This is a genomic window from Gordonia aurantiaca (assembly GCF_039939235.1).
Lineage (GTDB): Bacteria > Actinomycetota > Actinomycetes > Mycobacteriales > Mycobacteriaceae > Gordonia.
Map to the genome: position 1 here is coordinate 68,470 of NZ_JBDUUF010000001.1, position 21,113 is coordinate 89,582.

Consider the following 21,113-nt stretch of genomic DNA (forward strand, 5'->3'; position numbering starts at 1 on the left):
CTCGACGCATGTACCCAACTCGCCGACCTCGGTGGACTCGGAAAGCGCTGATGACCGGGACGGTTGCGACGCTGACCGTCGGGCTGATCGCCTGTGGATCGTCCAATCCGGTCTCCCCGTCGTCGACGCCGTCCGCGAACGCGTCGCCGTCGGCGTCGCAGTCGTCGGTTCTGCCCAGTTCGACACCCGTCGCAAAGCCGTGCGGCGCAGAACAACTCGCAAAGCTGACCCGGCGCGAGAAGCTGGCGCAACTGATCGTCGTGGGCGTGACGGGCGCCGCCGACGCCCAGCAGGTCGTCGCGAGCGAGAGGATCGGCGGGATCTTCGTCGGCAGCTGGACCGACAAGTCGATCCTCACCAGCGGTGCGGCATCGCGGATCTCCCGGAACTCCGACATCCCGCTCATGGTCACCGTCGACCAGGAGGGCGGTCGGGTCTCGCGGTTGTCGGGGCTGGGCATCGACCACGCCTCACCGCGTGAACTGGCGCGTACCAAGACGCCCGAGCAGGTCCGGCAGATCGCCGCCGGTGTGGGCCGGCAGTTGAAGAAGCTGGGCGTGACGGTCGACTTCGCGCCGGTCGCCGACGTCAGCGACCAATCGGACAACGAGGTCATCGGCGACCGTTCCTTCGGCAACGACCCGGCCGTCGTCACGAAGTACGCCGGCGCCTACGCCGCCGGTCTCGCCGATGCCGGGATCATGCCGGTGTACAAGCACTTTCCCGGGCATGGCCATGGGTCGGGCGACTCGCACCTCGGCGTCGTGACGGTTCCCTCGCTCGCGCAGTTGCAGAACAGCGACCTGGTGCCGTTCCGGAACCTGCTCCGCGATCCCGGTCCGGCGGGGGCCATGGTCGGCCACCTCATCGTGCCCGGATTGACCAACGGCCTCCCGGCGTCGATCAGCCGCCCGGCCATCCAGATGTTGCGCACCGGCGTGGGCTACGACGGGCCGCGGTTCGATGGCGTCATCTTCTCCGACGATCTGTCGGGCATGGCCGCGATCAGCGAGCGCTATCCGATCGAGCAGGCCGTCGAGAAGTTCGTCCTCGCCGGCGGCGACGTCGCGCTCTGGTTGTCCACCGCGCGCGTCCCCTCGGTGCTGAACACCCTGGAGAAGGCGGTCGAGAGCGGTCGCCTGGCCCCCGCACGCCTCGATGCGAAGGTGCTGCGCATCCTCCGCGCGAAGGGCGTCGTGAGCTGCTGACCATTCCATACATGGACGGCCCGAGCGACCGTTAAACTTACCCACTGGTAAGTTTATGGGTATCGTCGATCGAGAACCGATCGCGAGAACGGAGGTCGTGATGTCGGGCGGAACCAAGCGTCTGCCGCGTGCCGTGCGTGAGCAGCAGATGCTCGATGCCGCCGTGAAGGTGTTCTCGCAGAACGGCTTTCGCGACACCTCGATGGACGCGATCGCAGCCGAGGCGCAGATCTCCAAGCCGATGCTCTACCTGTACTACGGCTCCAAGGAGGAGCTGTTCAGCGCGTGCATCGCCCGTGAGTCCGGCCTGTTCATCGAGGCCATGAGTGTTGGCTTCGACCCGTCGCTGTCCCAGCGCGAGCAGGCCCACACCGTCATCCGCGAGTTCCTCCGGTTCGTCCACGAGAACCGTGAGTCGTGGCGTGTGCTCTACCGCGTCGCCATCGGAACGGCCAGCTTCTCGGGGATCGTCGCCGACAGCCGCCGCCGCGTCGTCGAGATGGTCTCCGAACTCATCAAGGCCGGTACCACGGTCGAGACCGCGAGCGACATCGACTTCGAGCTCACCGCCGTCGCCATCGTGGGCGCCGCCGAGGCCGTGGCCGACCGCATCACCGAGGGTGACGTCGACCTCGAGAAGGCCACCAACATGCTCGTCGGCATCACCTGGCGCGGCCTGAAGGGCGTGGGTACCGACATCTGAGGTCGGCCACTCTCTGAGTGGCAGGCGAGTCGCCTGCCCAGGGTCCAGGGGCGGTGTCTCTCCCGCTCATGTCGCCCGTACGGGCGACTCCGTTCCTCGTTTCTGCCGTAGACCTCCGCCATACAGTTCTGTCGAGTTGGTTCGTCGACGACTGCATGAGTGCAGCCGGTGATCACCGGAGAGCATTGGCGCAAGGTCGACGCGGTCTGAGGCGCGTTCTCGTCGGGCGGCATCGCCAACCCGTTGCAGGTGCTGGAACAGATCACCTACTTGTTGTGCATCCGTCGCCTCGACGACGAGCAGACACGGGCGCGCAACCGGGCGAATTAGACGAGAAGGCCCATCCAGAGCAATCCCTTCCCCGCCGACCGCGAGGAACTTCGGTGGTCGGCCTTCAAGAACTGTTCAGGGTCTTCAAGAACTGTTCAGGGTCTTCAAGAACTGCTCAGGGTCTTCAAGAACTGTTCAGGGAGTGCTCCGGTGCCCCGTGGTCGGGCCGGATCTCGATGAATCGGCGACCATTCAAGGTATCGGTATTGGTTCCTGACGGTGGGCCTCGGTGGGAGCGCTGCTGCAATCAGGGAGACGCTGCTGAGCGTTCCGCGGACCGCTTCATGTCATTCGTCGAGATGATCGATCGCGGCAATGATCCGAGTTGCCGGGTCTGTCACAGCGCTCATCTCGACGGTTCGGCAATCGGAGATCGATCTGCCCGGGCCGGACACTGTTTCACTGCAGCGCTGACAGAGGCGTGTTGTACCGTCCTGGCATGGCCAGGTACCCAAGAGTTCGAGAGCAGCACATAGCCGTCTTCGGTGAGAGCGGGTCGGGCAAGACGGTTCTGGTTTCGTCGTTCTTCGGCCCGACTCAGGAGGGGTCGTACAAGAACGATCTTTGGGATCTCGTAGCTGACGACACCGGCCAGGGGAGTCGGCTGTACCAGAACTACCTCGGTATGCGGGACCGAGCGACGGCGCCGATCGCCACTCGCTTCGAATCCACGACCTACTATTTCTCCGTCAAGCTGAAAGGCGGAGACAATGACGCGGCCAAGAAAAGGCCCTTCGACGTTCTTCGGCTCGCGTGGCACGACTACCCGGGCGAATGGTTCGAGACCGAACCCAGTAGTGCAGAGGAAAACAACAGGCGAATCGACAGTTTTCGCTCTCTGCTTCGGTCGGACGTAGCGATTCTGCTGGTAGACGGACAGAAGTTGCTCGAGTACCGCGGCGAGGAAGAGCGGTACCTCAAGTCACTGATGTTCAACTTCCGTCACGGCCTCCTGCATCTCAAGGACGACCTGCTCAAGGACGGGCCCATTGTCGAGTTCCCGCGAGTGTGGATCCTGGCTCTGTCGAAAGCCGACCTGTTCCCGGACTGGAACGTCGATACGTTCCGCGATCTGGTCATCCTCACGGCGGGAGAGGACATCGAGCGCCTTCGATCGACCGTCGCCGAACTCATCCAGACTCCCAAGGCGCTTTCCATAGGCGAGGACTTCATGCTGCTCTCCTCCGCCAAGTTCGAACTCAAGTCCGACGGTCCGGAGACACTCGACATCGACCTGACCCAGCGTGTTGGTCTCGATCTCATACTTCCTGTGGCGTCAATTCTTCCGCTGGAGCGTCGAGTGCAATGGCAAGGGAGGTTTGACATTCCACTCAGGGTGCTCGACTCGCTCGCCGATGGTGCCGACATGCTTGCGGCCGGCATAGCCGGCGGGAGACTTGCGCCGGTCGATAGGCTTCTGGCCAGAATGGCCAAGGTGGACCGGGGAGGCAAAGTCGCCCATATAGTGCTGCCGGTCCTGGCAAGAGCCGTCCAATTGGCAGGATCAGAACTGAAGAAGATGAACGAGCAGGCCCGGGCGCAGCACGACTATTTGAGAGCAACGCTGACACAGTTCAAATTGGACCTCGAGCAGGGCGTCATCGACAAAGTGATCAAGATTGCAAAGTGAACACCCCGAGCTACGACAGTATGATTTGGGCCACTCGGGGTCGGACCTGGGGCTTTCGGTTTCTTGTGGATGCCGGACTCGGCGACCCGCTCCAGGACTACGAACGCGCTTTCGTGGACCTTCGAGACGAACCTGCGGCGTGGAGCCGACACGACGGGCTAGTCGCGTTGCGCTTCCCGGATCCGCTCCGGCGTCAAGACTCAGCGGGCCGTGTGATCCCGCACGAGTTCGTGCTCTTCGGTGACCTCGCCGCAGCCGTCGACTCCGTCGAGGACGGTCTGCGCGAAGTGTGGCCCTTGGTTTCTGAGTTCTACGCGAGTGTCTGGGACGCCCCCCACCCGCCGGATCTGCGTGGTCCGAGCTCCGAGGATGGGGGACATCCGCGGAATACCAGTTGATCATCCAGCGCGACATGTCGCCGTCAGCGTCGCCGACTGCTCCCCGGGGTGCCCGGTGGGGACCTCCACGGGTGGAGCGACGTCGTACTCGAAGCCGAGCGCTGTGTGCCGTCGAGAATGCTCCCGCCTTCCCTGTTTCCTTCCCGCCTGCCGAAATCAACAAGCGGGAAGGAAACAGGTTGAGCGGGAACGGAATCCGCCCCTCAGCCCTTCCTCGTCGTCGCGGTGAGGTGCGGGAACCCCTTCTTGCGGTCGCGGATCGAGATGTCGAAGGCACCCTCTCCGTCGATCCGCCGGGTGTAGAGATTCACCTTGGCGGGCAACAGGATCGGCTTGCCGAACTTGACGTCGTAGGTCACCGCGTCGGGCAGCTGCGCCTCGATGTTGGCGATCGCCGCCGCCGCGCTCCACATGCCGTGTGCGATGGCCCGGGGGAACCCGAACGCCTTCGCCGTCAGATTCGCCATGTGGATCGGGTTGCGGTCACCCGACGCCGCGGCGTACTCGCGGATGCGCTTGAGGTCCACCGACAGGATCGCGTCCGGCGGCGGCGGGGTCTTTGCCTTCGGCTCCGGCCCGCGCGGCTGATCGGACAGGCTCGTGCGCTGCTGCTTGAGGAACGTCGCGGTCTGCCGCGCCACCAGTTCGGGGCCGACGCTGATCTCGCTGATGACGTCGACGAGGATGCCCTTGCGGTGCTCGCGCAGGTTCTCGGCGTGCGTGACGATCGACAGCGGTTCGGATACCCCGATCGGGCGGGTGCGCTCGATGGTGTTGTTCATGTGCACCGAACCGATTGCGCCGAATGGGAACTCGTCCGACGTCAGCAGCTTCATGACCACCGGGAACTGCAGCACGAACGGGTAGGTCAGCGGCAGGGTGGCGCCGAACCGCTGCCCGGTCGCATGGCAGTACGCCTGTAGCGCAGCCGGATCCACTCGCACGTCGTCGAGCCGGTAATGCGTGTCGGGAAGCGGTGCGTCGGCCGGGACACGAACCGGCTTGCCGATGCCCGGCAGCATCCCGGAGACGGCCTTGCCGTACAGCTCTGCGGTCCCGGGCGCGCCCGGGAGCGTGATCGTCCTACCCATCACGCACCCAGGAAGCCCTGGCCGCAGACGCGGACCACGTTGCCGGTGATGGCGCTGCTCGCCGGGTTGGCGAAGTAGGCCACGGTCTCCGCGACGTCGACGGTCTGACCGCCCTGCTGCAGCGAACTCATCAGGCGGCCGGCCTCGCGGGTGGCCAGCGGGATGGCGGCGGTCATCTTGGTCTCGATGAAGCCCGGGGCCACCGCGTTGATGGTGATGCCCTTCTCGGCGAGGATCGGTGCGTAGGCGTCGACCAGTCCGATGACGCCGGCCTTGGAGGTGCCGTAGTTGGTCTGGCCGCGGTTACCTGCGATACCGGCGATCGACGAGACGTCGATGACCGATCCGCCCGAACGCAGGGCGCCCTTCTCCAGCAGCGCGTCGACGAGGGCCTGCGGGGCGATCAGGTTGACCGCGATGACCGCGTCCCAGCGGGCGGCGTCCATGTTGGCCAGCAGCTTGTCGCGGGTGATGCCGGCGTTGTTGACGATGATGTCCACACCGCCGTGGCGCTCGAGCGCGTGCTCGGCGAGCTTCGCACCGGCCTCCGGGTCGGTGACGTCGATCGGGAACGACGTGCCGCCGACCCTGTTGGCGGTCTCCGACAGCGCGTCCCCGGCCTGCGGGACGTCGCACGCGATCACATGGGCACCGTCACGCGAGAGCACCTCGGCGATGGTGGCGCCGATACCGCGGGCGGCGCCGGTGACGACGGCGACCTTGCCCTCGAGCGGACGGTCCCAGTCCTTCGGGGCCTCGGCGTCGTCGGCGCCGACGCGGATCACCTGGGCGTCGACGAAAGCCGACTTCGCCGACAGCACGAAGCGTACGGTCGATTCCAGGCCGGTCAGACCGGTCTTGGCGTCGGGCGAGACGTAGACGAGCTGCACGGTCGCACCCTTGAGGAGTTCCTTGCCGAGCGAGCGGGTGAAGCCCTCCAGGGCGCGCTGCGCGACCCGCTCGTCGGGATCGGTGACCAGCTCCGGCGTGGTGCCGAGCACCAGGAAGCGGGCGCACGGCGCGTAGGAACGCATGACCGGCTGGAAGAACTCGAACAGCTGGCGCAGCTCGGCAGGGGAGGTGATGCCGGTGGCGTCGAAGACCAGCCCGCCGTACTTGTCGGCGCTGCGGCCGGTCAGGGCGTTCTGGATGAGGTCGTAGTCCTCGGCACCCGCCAGCATCTCGCGCAACGGCTCGACGAGGCGGCCCTGACCGCCGAGCAGGACCGGACCCGGCAGCGGCGGCTCGGAGGGCTTGTAACGCCGCAGCGGCGGCGGGACGGGGAGGCCGGCCTGCTTGGCGATGAAGGCGCCCGGCGCGGAATGGACGAAGCTCGAGTACAGGCCTGTTGCGTTGGCGGCCACGTTGATCTCCTCTGACTGTCGTTCGACAACGAACTTACTGTTGAGTAAGAATACGCTATAGATACCGCACACGACCCTGGAGATCGACGTGGCAGAAAACAGTTCCACCCCGTACAAGGCCAACGCCCCCAAGCCCCGGACCGAGCGTCCGGTGGCGATCGTCGGCGGTAACCGCATTCCGTTCGCCCGCCAGGACCGGGCATATGCCAAGGTCAGCAACCAGGAGATGTTCACCGCCGCCCTCGACGGCCTGGTGAGCCGGTTCAACCTGCAGGGCGAGCAGCTCGGCATGGTCGCCGGCGGCGCCGTGCTCAAGCACGCCCGTGACTTCAATCTCATCCGCGAGTCGGTGCTGGGTTCGGCACTGTCGCCCTACACGCCGGCGATGGACGTGCAGCAGGCTTGCGGTACCGGTCTGCAGGCGATCACGATCGTCGCCGACGGCATCGCCCGCGGTCGCTACGACGTCGCCGTCGGCGGTGGCGTCGACACCACCTCCGACGCCCCGATCGCCGTCAGCGACGAGCTGCGCCGCCAGTTGCTCGAGGTGAACCGCTCCCGCAGCACCAAGGACCAGATCCTCAACGCGGCCAAGCTGATCACCAAGCTCGGCATCGAGATCCCGCGCAACGGAGAGCCGCGCACGGGCATGTCGATGGGCGAGCACGCGGCCATCACCGCCAAGGAGTTCGGCATCAAGCGCGCCGACCAGGACGAACTGGCCGTGGCCAGCCACAAGAACATGGCCGCTGCGTACGACGCCGGGTTCTTCGACGACCTGATCACCCCGTTCATGGGTCTCACCCGCGACGAGAACCTGCGCCCCGACTCGTCGGTGGAGAAGCTGGCCAAGCTCAAGCCGGTCTTCGGTGTCTCCCTCGGCGACGCCACCATGACCGCCGGCAACTCGACCCCGCTCACCGACGGCGCGTCGACGGTGCTGCTCGCCAGCGAGGAGTGGGCCGAGGAGCGTGGCCTGCCGGTGCTCGCCTACTTCGTCGACAGCGAGACCGCCTCGGTCGACTACGTCAACGGCCCCGACGGACTGCTGATGGCGCCGACCTACGCGGTGCCGCGCCTGCTCGAGCGCAACGGCCTCACCCTGCAGGACTTCGACTTCTACGAGATCCACGAGGCCTTCGCCTCGGTCGTCCTCGCGACGCTGCAGGCCTGGGAGTCGGAGGAGTACTGCAAGGAGCGTCTGGGTCTCGACGCCGCGCTCGGCCCGATCGACCGCTCGAAGCTCAACGTGAACGGCTCCTCGCTCGCCGCGGGCCACCCGTTCGCCGCGACCGGCGGCCGCATCGTCGCCCAGGCGGCCAAGCAGATCAAGGAGAACGGCGGCGGACGCGCGCTGATCTCGATCTGCGCCGCCGGCGGTCAGGGCGTCACCGCGATCATCGAGGGCTGACCCCGGGCCGGGCGTCGGTGCGACACCGCCGACGGCCGGGCCCCGACAAACGAATACGCAAAAACGGGACGGATCGAGCGACCAACTTCGCTCGGTCCGTCCCGTTTATCCAGGTCGCAGTGGGGTACTTGGTCCCGTGTTCGGATGAAACACCGCATCGGAGATGTGAAACCCCGAGAAATGGCGTAGACATGAATACAGCTCCGGCAGAGCTGTCAGACCCCCGACCCGACAGCTCGGCCGGAGCACCTGCTTTTTCGGCCCCGGGTACTCTCCCCGTGAACCCCCTTCGGCCGGAAGACCCCCGACTGGCCCAGCAGTCAGCCGCGATGGATGGAGTAGTGACCACAAGAACCCGCCGAGCACGCAACGCCCTACGTGCCGTGCTCGCCGTCGTGACGGTCGCAACCCTCGTGCTCGCCGTCGATCTGATCCTCACCCGTGACCACTCCGCGCGCGGCGCCGTGGTCGGTGGTATCTCCGCGGGCAACCGCGATGCCGCCGCTCTCGACCCGGTCCTCGACGAACTCACCGCGCGGTCGAAGCAGCCGGTGATCCTGCGATCCCCCGAGGGGTCGGCCGAGATCGCACCCGACGCGCTCGGCCTGTCGTTCGACGCGGAGGCGACGCGGCAGCGCCTGCTGGAGCAGCCGCGCAACCCGCTCACCCGTGCCGCCGGGCTGCTCGGCCGTGACCGCGATGTCTCGCCGGTCGTGACCCTGGACCGCAAGGCCATGGACACCGCGCTCGACGAGCACCGCACCGAACTCGAGAAGGCCGCGGTCGAGGGCGGCGTGCACTACGACGGCACGGCCCCCGTCGGTGACCAGCCGGCGCCCGGCGAGCGGGTCGCCCGCGACGCCGCGGCCGCGATCCTCGTCGACCGCTGGCTCGACGGCGCGCCCATCGACGTGCCGATGGAGCCCTTCTCGCCCACGGTCAGCGCGCAGGTGGTCGACGCCACGGTCGCCGGTCCCGCCACCCGCGCGACGTCGGGGCCGGTGCATCTGGTGGATCGTCGTAAACGCAAGGTCGAGGTGCCCTCCGGCGACATCGCGTCGTTCCTCACGTTCGGGCCCGACGGGCGCGGCGGACTCGTCCCGATCGCCGACGAGAAGCGCGCCCGGCGGATCCTCGCCCCCGACCTCGATCCATCGCAGCGCCCGGCGGTCAGTGCGAGATTCAGCCTGGCGACCGGGAAGCCGACGGTCGTGCCGGCGGTCAGCGGCGCGAAGATCAACTGGCCCAAGACGCTCGACGCGCTCACCGCCACCGCCACCGCATCCGGCGGCACGCGCACGGTCGACGTCGTCTACGACGAGGTGCCGCCGCGGCTGACCACCGACGCCGCCCGCAAACTCGGTGTGCGCGAACTGATCAGCGAGTACACCACCGGTGGGTTCTCGTCCGCGTCGGGGGAGAACATCCGCCTCGTCGCCGCCGAGGTCGACGGTGCGCTGGTGTTGCCCGGAAAAGTGTTCTCGCTCAACGGCCATACCGGTCCGCGGGGTGCGGCGCAGGGTTACGTCGAATCCACGATCATCAACCACGGCCGGGCGGGCACGGCCGTCGGCGGCGGCATCTCCCAGTTCGCCACGACCCTTTACAACGCCGCATACTTCGCCGGGCTCGAGGACGTCGACCACACCGAGCACGCGTACTACATCTCGCGCTACCCCGAAGCGCGCGAGGCGACCGTCTTCGAGGGCGCCATCGATCTGAAGTTCCGCAACAACACCCGCCACGGTGTCCTCATCGAGACCAGCTGGTCGCCGTCGGCGGTCACCGTGCGGTTGTGGGGAACCAAGACCTACGAGGTCGAGTCGATCACCGGCGAGCGCTACGACCACACCGACCCGGAGAAGATCAGCCTGCCCAAGGGCGGCGATTGCATCGCCAGCGGTGGCAGCAGGGGATTCACCACGTCGGACACGCGCATCGTACGGGACATCCGCACCGGGCGGGAGATCACGCGGCACACCCGGACCGTCCGCTATGCGCCCGAGCCGATTGTGAAGTGCATCTGACCGGGGACCCGATGCGGTCCGAGATGAGACAGGAACTCACATGTGTTCCGCATCTCACGAACGTTCGATATATTGCGACCCGTGGATATCAACGGAGCTAGTGCAATCGTCACAGGTGGTGCGTCGGGTATCGGCGCGGCGTCGGCCCGCCAGCTGGCGGCCAAGGGTGCGAAGGTCGTCGTCGCCGACCTGAACGCCGACAAGGGGGAAGCTCTCGCCAAGGAGATCGGCGGCGTCTTCGCCAGCGTCGACGTCACCTCGACCGAGCAGATCGAGGCCGCCGTCAACCAGGCCACCGAACTGGGCCCGCTGCGCGCGCTGGTCAACTCGGCCGGTATCGGCTGGGCGCAGCGCACCATCGGCAAGGACGGTGAGTTCGCGTCCGCGCACAACCTGGACGCCTACAAGAAGGTCATCGCGATCAACCTGATCGGCACCTTCGACTTCATCCGGCTCGCCGCCACCGCCATGAGCCGCACCGAGCCGCTCGACGCCTACGGCGAGCGCGGCGCGATCGTCAACATGGCCAGCGTCGCCGCGTTCGACGGCCAGATCGGCCAGGCGTCGTACTCCTCGTCCAAGGGCGGCGTCGTCGGCATGACCCTGCCGGTCGCCCGTGACCTGGCCGCGGTCGGCATCCGCGTCAACACCATCGCCCCCGGCCTGATCGACACCCCGATCTACGGTGAGGGTGAGGCCGCGGAGGCGTTCAAGGCCAAGCTCGGCGAGTCGGTTCTGTTCCCGCACCGCCTGGGCCAGCCCGACGAGCTCGCCTCGATGGTCGTCGAGCTGATCACCAACAGCTACATGAACGCCGAGGTGATCCGCGTCGACGGCGGCATCCGGATGCCTCCGAAGTGATCCAGTAGGTACTTGCGATCGAGGCCTGGGGGACCACTGGTCCCCGAGGCCTCTGTGCTGATCCGGCGAACCCGCCTGCTGTGGATCAATCGAATCGCGAGTCGCTCTTCGCGGGTTGGGCTCGCCGAGGGGCCGAATGTCCGCACGATCCTGGCCGGGATCGTGGCCGTCGCCCATTCGCGCGCGTGACGACGCCACCGACAGGAACCGGGACCCGGGCGCGGGAGCGCGTTAGGCTCCCCGGATGACCATGTCGCCACCAGGACCCGGCAACCCGGGCGACGGGTACCCGCGCAACCCGAATCAGGGTCCTTCGCATCCCGGATATCCGAATCAGGGCCGGCCCCGCTCGGGTGGCCCGTATCAGGGTCCGCCCGGCCCGCCGGCCGGACCGTACCCGCAGCCCGGCACGTACCCGCAGTACCCGGGCGTCCCGCAGCCGGGAACACCGTATGGGGCTCCTCCGCCGTATCCCGGGCCCGGATATCCGCCCGGTGCTCCGGTGCCGCCCCCGAGAAAGAAGAAGAACACCGCGCTGTGGCTCGTGTTCGGTGGCATCGCGCTGTTCGTCGTCGCGGTGGTGGTCGCGGGGATCGTGCTGGTGGTCGTCGCGGGCGGCAACAGCACCCGCGTCAACAGCGTCGACGACGTCGAGGCCGGGGAATGTCTCACGGTCAAGGCGACGAGCGAACTCGTCGTCGACAAGGTGTCGTGCGACAGCACGGACTTCCACTACGTGGTGGCGTTCAAGGCATTCGATGCGGGTCTCTGTGTAGCGGCGGACTATTCGCGGCTCTGGTTCGAGGACGAGAATTCCCGCACCAAGAGGGCGCTCTGCCTCGCTCAGGTCTTTCAGCCGGGACGCTGCTACCACCTGCCCGCGTCGAGCGAGGGCAATGCGCTTGCCGAGGTCCGCGAGATCGACTGCACGGCACCGCCGTCGGTCGCGGGGGCGACGAACTTCAAGGTCGAGTCCAAGGTGTCCGGGGAACCGGATTGCGCAGAAGGGCAGGCGACGTACTTCGCGAAGCAGCCCGAGCCGACCGGCTACTGCCTGACCCTGCTCGAGTAGGACGCCGCAACCCCTCCCGTCGTGGACAGGATCTCGCCCCGCGGGAGATCTGTCAGTGGATCTGTCCGGGGGGGTGGTTCGGCCGGGAATGACAACTGCCCCTGCGGATCAGGTCCGCAGGGGCAGTTGGTCATCTCGGATCAGAAGGCGGCTTCGTCGAGCTCCATGATCTCGTTGTCGACGTTCTCGACGGTGGTGCGAACCGCGGTCAGCAGCGGCAGCATGTTCTTCGCGAAGAAGGTGGCCACCGCGATCTTGCCCTCGTAGAAGGCCTTGTCGGCGTCCGATGCGCCGTTGTCGAGCGCGGCGAGGGCGACCTCGGCCTGGCGCAGCAGCAGCCAGCCGATGAGCAGGTCGCCGACCGACATCAGGAAGCGAACCGAACCGGTGCCGATCTTGTACAGCTCGGCGGGGTTCTCCTGGGCGGCCATCAGGTGGTTGGTCAGCGAGGCTGCCATGGCCTGGACGTCCTCGAGGGCGGTCTTCAGCAGAGCGCGCTCGGTCTTCAGGCGACCGTTGCCCGCCTCGGAGTCGATGAACTTCTGGATCTCGCCGGCGACGTGGGCCAGCGCCTGGCCCTTGTCGCGGATGATCTTGCGGAAGAAGAAGTCCTGCGCCTGGATGGCAGTGGTGCCCTCGTACAGCGAGTCGATCTTCGAGTCACGGATGTACTGCTCGATCGGGTAGTCCTGGAGGAAGCCGGAGCCACCCAGGGTCTGCAGCGACTCGGTGAGCTTCTCGTAGGCGCGCTCGGAGCCGACACCCTTGACGATCGGGAGCAGCAGGTCGTTGACGCGGTGGGCCATCTCGGCGTCGGCGCCGGAGACGATCTGCGCGGCAACCGGATCCTGGTGCGACGCGGTGTACAGGTAGACCGCACGCAGACCCTCGGCATAGGCCTTCTGGGTCATCAGCGAACGACGCACGTCCGGGTGATGGGTGATGGTCACGCGCGGAGCGGTCTTGTCGGTCATCTGGGTCATGTCGGCGCCCTGGACACGCTCCTTGGCGAACTCGAGAGCGTTCAGGTAACCGGTCGAGAGGGTGGCGATGGCCTTGGTGCCCACCATCATTCGAGCGTGCTCGATGACCTCGAACATCTGCGCGATGCCCTTGTGGACCTCGCCGACGAGCCAGCCCTTGGCCGGGATGCCGTGCTGGCCGAAGGTGACCTCACAGGTGGCCGAGGCCTTGATGCCCATCTTGTGCTCGACGTTGGTGACGAAGACGCCGTTGCGCTCGCCGAGCTCGCCGGTCTCGAAGTCGAAGTGGTACTTCGGAACGAAGAACAGCGACAGACCCTTGGTGCCCGGGCCGGCGCCCTCGGGGCGGGCGAGCACGAGGTGGAAGATGTTCTCGGTCATGTCCTGGTCGGCCGAGGTGATGAAGCGCTTCACACCGTCGATGTGCCAGGAACCGTCCTCCTGCTGAACGGCCTTGGTGCGGCCGGCGCCCACGTCCGAGCCGGCGTCGGGCTCGGTGAGCACCATGGTGGCGCCCCAGCCGCGCTCGGCGCAGATGGCCGCCCACTTCTTCTGCTCGTCGGTGCCGTTGTTGTAGAAGATGTTGGAGAAGCCGGCGCCGGCGGCGTACATGAACACCGGCGGGTTGGCGCCGAGGATCATCTCGCCGATCGCCCAGTACAGCGAACGCGGGGCGGGCAGGCCGCCGAGCTCCTCGGCGATGCCGATCTTGTCCCAGCCGCCCTCGATGAAGGCGTTGTAGGACTTCTTGAAGCTCTCCGGGATGGTGACGCTGTGGGTCTCTGGATCGAAGACCGGCGGGTTGCGGTCGGCGTCGGCGAAGGATTCCGCGATCGGGCCCTCGGCGAGTGCCTTGACCTCACGGAGCATGTCGACGGCGGTCTCGTGGTCGAGGTCGCCGAACTCGCCGGACTCCAGAACCTTGTCGAGCTGAAGCAGTTCGAAGAGGTTGAACTGCAGGTCGCGCAGGTTGCTCTTGTAGTGGCCCATGGTGGATTCCTTCTCTGGTGTGGCCCTTCGGTGTGGCCGTTGTCGTTTGACGGCCGCGTCCCGGTCCGATCCCATCCGGATGATCGGGTACCGGCCGGGCGCGGTGGAGCTGTGTCGGTCCGAGCTAAGTTACTCGCCGGTAACAGCAGGATAGCGCCATACCCGCAGCGGATCAATCAGGGATTTTTGTGATCTGCGTCCGTCGATCAGGGGAAATGCACGCGACGTCACCGCGCCCACGGAATCGTGAGGGGGCGGTGAGAAGGGGCCGGCGGTTCTAGAGGGCGGAGCGCAGGTACTCGAGGTCGGCCGGAATGCCCTCGGCCGGGGTCTCCAGGATGATCGGGCAGTCGGCGGCCTTGGCCACGGCGACGAGCACCTCCGGGTCGATCTGGCCCGACGCCAGGTTGGCGTGCCGGTCGCGGCCGGAGTCGAACTCGTCGCGCGAATTGTTCAGGTGCACGAGGTCGATACGCCCGGTGATCTCCTTGACGCGTTCGACGAGGCCGACGAGGTCTTCGCCGCCGGCCCAGGCGTGGCAGGTGTCGAGGCAGAAGCCGGCCTGCTCGAAATCGCCGACGGCCTCCCACAGTCGGTCGATCGACTCGAGGGTGCGGGCCATCGCGTGGTCGCCGCCCGCGGTGTTCTCGATGAGGATCGGCACGCCGAACCCGCCCTTGTCGATCTGGCGGTCGAACAGCTTTCGCCAGTTGGCGAATCCCTCGGCGGAGTCCTCGCCGTCGCGCAGGTGTCCGCCGTGCACGACGAGGCCGAACGCGCCGAGTTCCGCGGCCGCGGCGGCCTGTTGCTCGACGGCCTTGCGGGACGGCATGCGCAGCCGGTTGTTCAGGCTGGCGACATTGATCTGGTAGCTGGAGTGCACGACGACGTCGACGTCGGACTCGCGAATCGCCTGCGCGTGCGGATTCGGCTGCGGCTTCTTCCAGCTCTGCGGATCGGTGACGAACATCTGGAAGACGTCGATCCCCAGCTCTTCGGCTGTGGCCAGGGGATCGGTGTCTTCGCGAAGGTGGGCTCCGATGCGCATGTGTCAACGATAGTGCCCTCGCCTCCGCGTGCGGCGGGGCACCGGACGGTCGTGGGTGGGGTGGGGATCAGTCCCCGGGGCCCGGTTCGGTCTCGATCGTGATCGGCACCCCCGGCGCGATCAGCAGCCGGCATGGTGCGTCGCTGTCGTGATACAGGTTCAGCCACTGGTGACCGTGCGTCCCGTCGGCGTAGACCGCGTCGAGGGTGCGATTGAGCCGTGCTTCGGCTTCCTTGGTGATGATGTACCGCTGGTCGCCGTAGCGCAGATAGCGATTGGGCACCGACGCCTCCTTCGTGATCTGTTCTGTGAACGCGGCATTCAGATACCCAGTGTGATCCAGAACACTCGACGGCCGGGTCTGTTCGGCGGAAACGTCGCCTGGTGGCGGGCGACGGGTGAGCCGGGAGTTGCCGGCGACGGTTCCCACTACACTGTCGGGAAGTTGTGAGCGGGTGCCCTGCGGGGTGTGACGGGCGGACTGTATCGGGTGAGTGTTGACGAGTCGGTGGGCTTCCCACGGCCGGGCAAGTCCTCGGGAACCGGTGGCGAATCGACCCCAGGCGAGACGACCTCGGATAACCCTCCGTCGACCAACCCGTCCTACGGCAAGCGCTCGGAGGGCGATCCGCCGGAGATGGAATCGGTCCTCGACGACCTCGCCGCGGCCGCCGAGATGGAGGCCGAGCCCGAGAACCGTCGCGACCTCACCCTGGTCCGGCGCATCGCGATCGCCGCGTGGGCGCTGCTGATCGTCCTGCATTTCGTCTTCTACGGCCTCGCCTGGGACCGCACCCGACTGATCATCCTGCTGTGTCTGGGTCTGGCCGCGGCGAGCATCGGCCGACGCCGGTTCATCACGATCATCCTGGACTGGTTGCCGTTCGCGCTGATCCTCATGCTCTACGACTGGACGCGCGACATCGCGCGGATCGTCGGCATGCCCACCCACTGGCACCTCGCGATCGACTTCGATGCGTGGCTGTTCGGCGGCCGCACCCCGACCGCGATCCTCCAGGAGCAGCTCAAACAGGCGGCGCCGCCCTGGTGGGAGGTCATCGTCAGCGTCGTCTACATGTCGTACTTCATCATCCCGTACGCGGTGGCGGCCTGGCTGTGGCTGAAGGACCGTGCGGCATGGCGGCGATACGCCGCCTGCTTCGTCGCGACGACCTTCCTGGCGCTCGTCGGGTACACCCTGGTCCCCGGCGCCCCGCCGTGGGCTGCCGCGCGCTGCACCGCGGTCGAGGTGCAGGACTACCCGCGCGACCCGATCTGCATGTACTCGCCCGAGGCCGCCGAGCCGGGCGGGCTGCTCGGGCCGCTGGACAATGAGCACCCCGGTGCCAATCCGTACGTCGAGCGGATCTCGGCCCGCGGCTGGAACTACCTGAACATCCACATGGCGTCGCAGATCGTGACGATCGGCCAGACCAAGTCCAACCTGGTCGCGGCCATTCCGTCGCTACACGCCGGTCTCACCATGCTGTTGGCGCTGTTCATGTGGCCGCGGGTGAAGGCGCTCGGCAAGACGCTGTACATGGGATACGCCTTCGCGATGGCGTTCGCCCTGATCTACACGGCCGAGCACTACGTCTTCGACATCGTGCTCGGGTGGGCGCTCGCCGCCGCGGTGATCGCCGCCTACCGGCTCATCGACTGGAAGTGGCTCATCCCGAGACAGCGACGACGCGCCGCGGCGTCCGGTGCCGAGGCCGGAGATGCAGAAAACGGGCATGCACGCGTGGGTGTCACGAAGTCGGCAGCGACATCATCCGACAAGTCGGCAGCGACATCATCCGACAAGTCGGCAGCGGCAGCGTCCGACGACGAGGACCCCGACGCCGAGAAGGTGTCGACGTCGGTCTAGCCACGTCGCTAGCCTGAAACGGTGAGTCCGTCCCGGGGCCGCGGCGGCATCCGACGCCCGGCGGCACTCGTCTTTCTTCTGGCGCTCGCGGTGATGCTGATGCACACCGTGATCGCGGGACCGGCGGGCACCTCCTCGGACGGCGCGGTCCATCACGTGCCGGTACACGACGAGGAACCTGCCGCGCCCTCCGGTACGGGCGGGACGCCGCAGGTGTCGCACGCGCTCTCGGCCACCGCCGCACCGCCGGTTATGACGGCCGACGCGCCGGTGATGACCGGCGACGACGACTGCGGCGACCACATCCACGGATGCGTCTTCATCCGCGTCGCCGAGACCGACCGGCCGGCGGCGGTCCTGGTCCTGCTCGTCTGGGTGTTCCCGTCGGTGCCGCTGGTGCCAAGGCGCACCCATCACGTCGTCGTGCGTCTCGGGCGGCCGCCGCCCTGGGCCGTCCACACCCATCTACAGCTGCAGGTGATCCGCTGCTGAGGAGACGTCTGCGGACCTCTCGGTCCCGCGTCGTCAGCATTCCGAAGATCTCAGCAAAGGAAGAACCCATGTCCATCCAGAACACCGCACGAAGCCGCCGTCGCGCCGCCCGTCTCGGAATCGGGGCGGCCGCGTTCGGCCTCGCCGTCACCGTCGTCGCATGCTCGCCCGACCAGGAACCGTCGGACCAATCCGGCGACGGCAGTCCCGCGGCAGGCGGCGCCTCGACGACCACGGCCGCGTCGTCGGCCTTGACACCCACCTCGGTGACGTCGCCCGACACACCGGCAGCCCACAACGAGGCCGACATCGCGTTCAACAGCATGATGATCGTCCACCATCAGCAAGCGGTGGAAATGGCCGACCTGGTCGAGGACCGGACGACCAACGCCGAACTGATCGCCCTGGCGGACCGGATCGAGGACGCCCAGGAGGCGGAGATCGACCAGATGACCGACCGGCTGCGGTCGTGGGGTGTCGCCGTGCCCGACGACGACCACAACGGTCACATGCAGCACGGACCGCACTCCGGTGCGATGGGCGGGATGATGTCCGCCCAGGAGATGACGACGCTGCAGAACGCGCGGGGAGCCGAATTCGACCGGTTGTGGCTCGAGGGCATGATCCGCCACCACGAGGGCGCCATCGAGATGGCCGACGAGGAACTCGCCGACGGCGTGAACCCGGCGTCGAAGGAGCTGGCGACGCAGGTCAGGCAGACCCAGCGGTCCGAGATCGACCAGATGAGGAAGATGCTCGGCCGGTGATCGTGCGACGTCCACCGCATCCCGGATGGCCGGGGCCTGCGGCGGGCTCCTGGAGGACTCCGAAGAAACACTTGCACACGGGATGTGGGGCGCACCCGTCATGGGGTCCGCCCCACTTCCGTCTTGCCTGTCTTGTCCGGTATTCCGGGATTCGGATGCGCCGACGGTGTCAGCGCTTCAGCGGCAACCGCATCAGATAGACCTGGTAGCCGAGCGAGATCGAGTAGGTGAAGTACAGGGTGCTGCCCTTCGACCACGGGTGGATGTAGGGCGCGTACCCGGTGTACGGGTCATGCGACGGTGCCACGATCTCACCGGACGACCAAGGGCCCCAGGGCTTGTCGGCGGTGCGGAGAACCGCGCCGGCATCCTGGCTGGACAGCGACACGTACTTCCCGAGGTAGTCGTTCCACGCCACCGACAGCTCGCCCGTCGGCGCGCCCATCACCGGGGTCGCGGCCGACGGGTTGTTCGGGACCCAGCGTCCGTAGGAGAAGTACTCCCACTTGGAGAGGTTCTCGATGTCCTTCTCCTCGACGCGGGCGAGATAGACCGCGCCCCAACGCCCATCGGGAGTGCCGTAGTAGTAGATGGTCTTGCCGACCTTGAGGAAGGCACCCATCTGGAACTTCTTGTTACCGCCGCCGTTGGGGCGGAAGGCGTTCACCGCGCGCCAGTTCTCGCCGTTGTCGTCCGAGACCACCAGGCCCGACCAGTTGGTGGTCCAGATGCCCGGCTGGTCCCACCGCTTGACGGACATGACGGTCATGTACTGCTTGCCGTTCGCGGCGACGCCGGCGGTCGGGATGATGGTGACCTCGCGCCGCACATTTGGCTTCAGCAGGCGCTTGGCGTGACCGGGACGCCCCGCGTGGGAGGTGAACGTCATGCCGTCGGCCAGGTAGCGGTCGGTGCTGCGGAGCAGGACGTTGGACCGCCAGTAGAACAGCTCGCCGTACAGCAGCGACCAGCCGTTGATCGACTGTGTGTCACCGAATGCGGTGAGGATCTCGCCGCGCCCGTTGTCCCACATGATGCCGAGGTCGGTGCCGAAGATGTTGTAGCGGCCGATGGTGTCGTTCATGGCGAACGGCCCGGTGAGCCGCGCGACCATCGTGGCCGGTCCGGCCGCATGACCCGCGTGTGCCGGTGCGGCCGACACCGTGGTCGTCAGGGCGACAGCGAGCACCGAGATGATCAGACCAGGGATGAGCCGATGAAGGCGCCGTGTCATGGGCGTGACGATATCAAGACCTGGCAAGCTCCGGGGAGGTATTTACGCTGGCTAATGAGCTTGGGCCGGTTCAGCCCTCACGATAGCGCTTCATGGTGTCCACCTTGGTGAAGTCGATCTGTGCGGCGGCGTTGTTCACCGCGGTCACCAGGGCGGTTCCGAACATCCCGTCGCGGTCGTACAGACCGGTGTTGCTCACCGAGACGCCGTCGTCCTCCACGTGGAAGTCCGCCTCGACGCCGATGCGCTCGCCATGTGGCAGGCGGCTGATGGCCACGGTCAGATCGCAGTTGATCAAACCGATGCCGGTGGTTCCCCAGTTCGAGATGAGGCTCGCGGACTCGGCGCCGATGACAGTCCGCTGGAACGGCGTCGGCTCCTTGCCGGGCACGATCGGGACGGCCCGGGTCCACAGCCGTTTGCGGGTGCCGGTCTGGTGATTGCCCATCGTCGGGTCCCAGTCGCCGACGACGCCGTCGGGGGAGTCCGAGGAGAAGAGGGGTGCGTAGCCGTCGGGGTCGCGTTCCGGCGGTGTGAAGGTCACACACTCGGCCGGGCGGTGCCAGCGTTCGCCGGGCGGGTTGGTCGAGGTCTTGAGGAACACCGTCGTCCCGCGCGCGACGACGAACTCTTCGCCGTCGTCGGGGTGCTGCACGATCTCGGTGTCGACGACGCGGATGCGCCCGCCGGAGCGGATCATCCGGTTGCGGGTGGAGGTCGGCAGGCGACGTGCCGACTTGAACATGTCGATGGTGCACCGGGCGGGCAGGAACTCGTCCGATCCGAACTCCTCCTCGACCGCCCACGCCACCAGGCCGCACACCGCGGGGCCGGTGATCGCGTCCGGAGACCACGCGCTGCGGGAGAACGGCGTCGGGAGGTGGCGGGTCCCGTCCGACGGGTCGTCGACGGTCTCGAAGAACGCGATCGTGCTCACCCGTTACTTACTACCGGTCCAGGAGTCAGTTTGTGCCACGGACCCGTCGGGTCGGCGTGTTCGCGCTGGTTGCGGGATACCCTTCGACCATGACCTTTGCGACGGCGTACAACAAGTTTTTCCCCGACGAACTGATCGGCGCCCTCCGGACCGCCCTCATCGTCACCTCGATCGTGGGCATCGTGCTCGGTGTGATCGCGATCGTCTGGCCCGGTCCGACGATCCTCGTCGTGGCGATCCTGTTCGCCATCTCGCTGATCGTCACCGGCATCTTCCGCGTCTACCAAGCGTTCGCGGCGTCCTTCCTCGGAACCGGCACGCGCGTACTGCTCGGCGTCATCGGCGTGATCATCCTGGTCGCGGGTGTCATAGCGCTGTTCAGCCCGGGTGACGCGCTGTGGCTGCTCGCGGTGTTCATCGGCATCGGCTGGATCTTCCAGGGCGTCGCCGACCTCTACGCGGCGATCACCAAGTCCGGTCACAGCCCGACCTGGTTCCTGATCCTCTCGGGCATCGTCTCGGTCATCGCCGGCATCGTGATGATCGTGCTGCCGGTCTTCTCGCTGCAGGTGCTGACCTGGGTCGGCGGCATCATGCTGATCGCCCTGTCGATCGCGACGCTGCTCACGCTGCCCAAGAAGGTCGACGAGCCCGCGGCACCGGCCGCCTGACCGGCGCGTCGAGCGCAGCTCGGCCG

General features: G+C 67.0%; 18 protein-coding genes. 11 read left to right on the forward strand and 7 right to left on the reverse strand.

Going from position 1 to position 21,113, the window contains the following annotated elements:
• The first annotated feature begins 50 nt into the window (after positions 1–50).
• From ABFT43_RS00310 to ABFT43_RS00325, 3 genes are all read left to right on the forward strand, one after another.
• Positions 51–1,208, forward strand: coding sequence for a glycoside hydrolase family 3 N-terminal domain-containing protein (locus ABFT43_RS00310; RefSeq protein ID WP_347958416.1), 1,158 nt, complete (start codon positions 51–53; stop codon positions 1,206–1,208).
• A 100-nt stretch (positions 1,209–1,308) separates the two neighbouring features.
• A complete protein-coding gene (locus ABFT43_RS00315; RefSeq protein ID WP_347958417.1) occupies positions 1,309–1,911 on the forward strand; it encodes a TetR/AcrR family transcriptional regulator in 603 nt (200 codons plus the stop codon).
• A 769-nt stretch (positions 1,912–2,680) separates the two neighbouring features.
• Positions 2,681–3,871 (forward strand): TRAFAC clade GTPase domain-containing protein, encoded by a 1,191-nt coding sequence (locus ABFT43_RS00325; protein ID WP_347958419.1) that lies wholly within the window; start codon positions 2,681–2,683, stop codon positions 3,869–3,871.
• Between the two features lie 601 nt (positions 3,872–4,472).
• On the opposite strand, the gene ABFT43_RS00330 is transcribed toward ABFT43_RS00325, so the two are convergent.
• Positions 4,473–5,360: a MaoC family dehydratase gene (locus ABFT43_RS00330; RefSeq protein WP_347958420.1), complete on the reverse strand. Its 888-nt coding sequence runs from the start codon at positions 5,358–5,360 to the stop codon at positions 4,473–4,475.
• Entirely contained in the window at positions 5,360–6,724 is a 1,365-nt protein-coding gene (locus tag ABFT43_RS00335) for a 3-oxoacyl-ACP reductase (protein ID WP_347958421.1), read from the reverse strand. Before ABFT43_RS00335 ends, ABFT43_RS00330 begins: the two co-directional genes overlap by 1 nt.
• A gap of 88 nt (positions 6,725–6,812) precedes the next feature.
• Between ABFT43_RS00335 and ABFT43_RS00340 the strand changes: the two genes are divergently transcribed.
• The 4 genes from ABFT43_RS00340 to ABFT43_RS00355 all read left to right on the forward strand — a co-directional run bounded on the left by ABFT43_RS00340 (position 6,813) and on the right by ABFT43_RS00355 (position 12,095).
• The gene (locus ABFT43_RS00340) at positions 6,813–8,135 is read left to right on the forward strand and encodes an acetyl-CoA C-acetyltransferase (protein WP_347958422.1); all 1,323 of its coding nucleotides are present in this window, start codon (positions 6,813–6,815) and stop codon (positions 8,133–8,135) included.
• Between the two features lie 329 nt (positions 8,136–8,464).
• On the forward strand, positions 8,465–10,162 hold the full coding sequence (locus ABFT43_RS00345; protein WP_347958423.1) for a VanW family protein: 1,698 nt from the start codon (positions 8,465–8,467) through the stop codon (positions 10,160–10,162).
• Between the two features lie 81 nt (positions 10,163–10,243).
• The gene (locus ABFT43_RS00350) at positions 10,244–11,023 is read left to right on the forward strand and encodes an SDR family NAD(P)-dependent oxidoreductase (RefSeq protein WP_347958424.1); all 780 of its coding nucleotides are present in this window, start codon (positions 10,244–10,246) and stop codon (positions 11,021–11,023) included.
• A 502-nt stretch (positions 11,024–11,525) separates the two neighbouring features.
• Positions 11,526–12,095 (forward strand): hypothetical protein, encoded by a 570-nt coding sequence (locus ABFT43_RS00355; protein WP_347958425.1) that lies wholly within the window; start codon positions 11,526–11,528, stop codon positions 12,093–12,095.
• A gap of 140 nt (positions 12,096–12,235) precedes the next feature.
• On the opposite strand, the gene ABFT43_RS00360 is transcribed toward ABFT43_RS00355, so the two are convergent.
• The 3 genes from ABFT43_RS00360 to ABFT43_RS00370 form a co-directional block, all read right to left on the reverse strand.
• Positions 12,236–14,068: an acyl-CoA dehydrogenase gene (locus tag ABFT43_RS00360; protein WP_347958426.1), complete on the reverse strand. Its 1,833-nt coding sequence runs from the start codon at positions 14,066–14,068 to the stop codon at positions 12,236–12,238.
• Between the two features lie 277 nt (positions 14,069–14,345).
• A complete protein-coding gene (locus ABFT43_RS00365; RefSeq protein WP_347958427.1) occupies positions 14,346–15,116 on the reverse strand; it encodes a deoxyribonuclease IV in 771 nt (256 codons plus the stop codon).
• Between the two features lie 67 nt (positions 15,117–15,183).
• Positions 15,184–15,399, reverse strand: a complete 216-nt coding sequence (locus ABFT43_RS00370) for a hypothetical protein (RefSeq protein WP_347958428.1) — start codon at positions 15,397–15,399, stop codon at positions 15,184–15,186.
• Between the two features lie 207 nt (positions 15,400–15,606).
• Here ABFT43_RS00370 and ABFT43_RS00375 point away from each other — a divergent pair, with 207 nt between their 5' ends.
• From ABFT43_RS00375 to ABFT43_RS00385, 3 genes are all read left to right on the forward strand, one after another.
• The gene (locus ABFT43_RS00375) at positions 15,607–16,986 is read left to right on the forward strand and encodes a phosphatase PAP2 family protein (RefSeq protein WP_457590080.1); all 1,380 of its coding nucleotides are present in this window, start codon (positions 15,607–15,609) and stop codon (positions 16,984–16,986) included.
• 21 nt (positions 16,987–17,007) lie between these two features.
• Positions 17,008–17,478, forward strand: a complete 471-nt coding sequence (locus ABFT43_RS00380) for a hypothetical protein (protein WP_347958429.1) — start codon at positions 17,008–17,010, stop codon at positions 17,476–17,478.
• A 68-nt stretch (positions 17,479–17,546) separates the two neighbouring features.
• The gene (locus tag ABFT43_RS00385; RefSeq protein WP_347958430.1) at positions 17,547–18,245 is read left to right on the forward strand and encodes a DUF305 domain-containing protein; all 699 of its coding nucleotides are present in this window, start codon (positions 17,547–17,549) and stop codon (positions 18,243–18,245) included.
• A 169-nt stretch (positions 18,246–18,414) separates the two neighbouring features.
• Here the strand turns inward: ABFT43_RS00385 and ABFT43_RS00390 are convergent, their stop codons facing one another.
• Positions 18,415–19,479 carry a DUF4185 domain-containing protein gene (locus ABFT43_RS00390; protein WP_347958431.1) on the reverse strand — a complete coding sequence of 355 codons (1,065 nt, stop codon included), beginning with the start codon at positions 19,477–19,479 and terminating at the stop codon, positions 18,415–18,417.
• Between the two features lie 70 nt (positions 19,480–19,549).
• Positions 19,550–20,416, reverse strand: coding sequence for a thioesterase family protein (locus ABFT43_RS00395; RefSeq protein ID WP_347958432.1), 867 nt, complete (start codon positions 20,414–20,416; stop codon positions 19,550–19,552).
• 89 nt (positions 20,417–20,505) lie between these two features.
• Between ABFT43_RS00395 and ABFT43_RS00400 the strand changes: the two genes are divergently transcribed.
• Entirely contained in the window at positions 20,506–21,087 is a 582-nt protein-coding gene (locus ABFT43_RS00400; RefSeq protein ID WP_347958433.1) for an HdeD family acid-resistance protein, read from the forward strand.
• Positions 21,088–21,113: the final 26 nt, after the last annotated feature.

Coding starts and splice junctions, on each gene's coding strand:
- ABFT43_RS00315 (WP_347958417.1), top strand. CDS start 1,309: ATGTCGGGCGGAACCAAGCGTCTGCCGCGTGCCGTGCGTGAGCAGCAG.
- ABFT43_RS00345 (WP_347958423.1), top strand. CDS start 8,465: ATGGATGGAGTAGTGACCACAAGAACCCGCCGAGCACGCAACGCCCTA.
- ABFT43_RS00310 (WP_347958416.1), top strand. CDS start 51: ATGACCGGGACGGTTGCGACGCTGACCGTCGGGCTGATCGCCTGTGGA.
- ABFT43_RS00400 (WP_347958433.1), top strand. CDS start 20,506: ATGACCTTTGCGACGGCGTACAACAAGTTTTTCCCCGACGAACTGATC.
- ABFT43_RS00390 (WP_347958431.1), bottom strand. CDS start 19,479: ATGACACGGCGCCTTCATCGGCTCATCCCTGGTCTGATCATCTCGGTG.
- ABFT43_RS00365 (WP_347958427.1), bottom strand. CDS start 15,116: ATGCGCATCGGAGCCCACCTTCGCGAAGACACCGATCCCCTGGCCACA.
- ABFT43_RS00325 (WP_347958419.1), top strand. CDS start 2,681: ATGGCCAGGTACCCAAGAGTTCGAGAGCAGCACATAGCCGTCTTCGGT.
- ABFT43_RS00360 (WP_347958426.1), bottom strand. CDS start 14,068: ATGGGCCACTACAAGAGCAACCTGCGCGACCTGCAGTTCAACCTCTTC.
- ABFT43_RS00330 (WP_347958420.1), bottom strand. CDS start 5,360: ATGGGTAGGACGATCACGCTCCCGGGCGCGCCCGGGACCGCAGAGCTG.
- ABFT43_RS00385 (WP_347958430.1), top strand. CDS start 17,547: ATGTCCATCCAGAACACCGCACGAAGCCGCCGTCGCGCCGCCCGTCTC.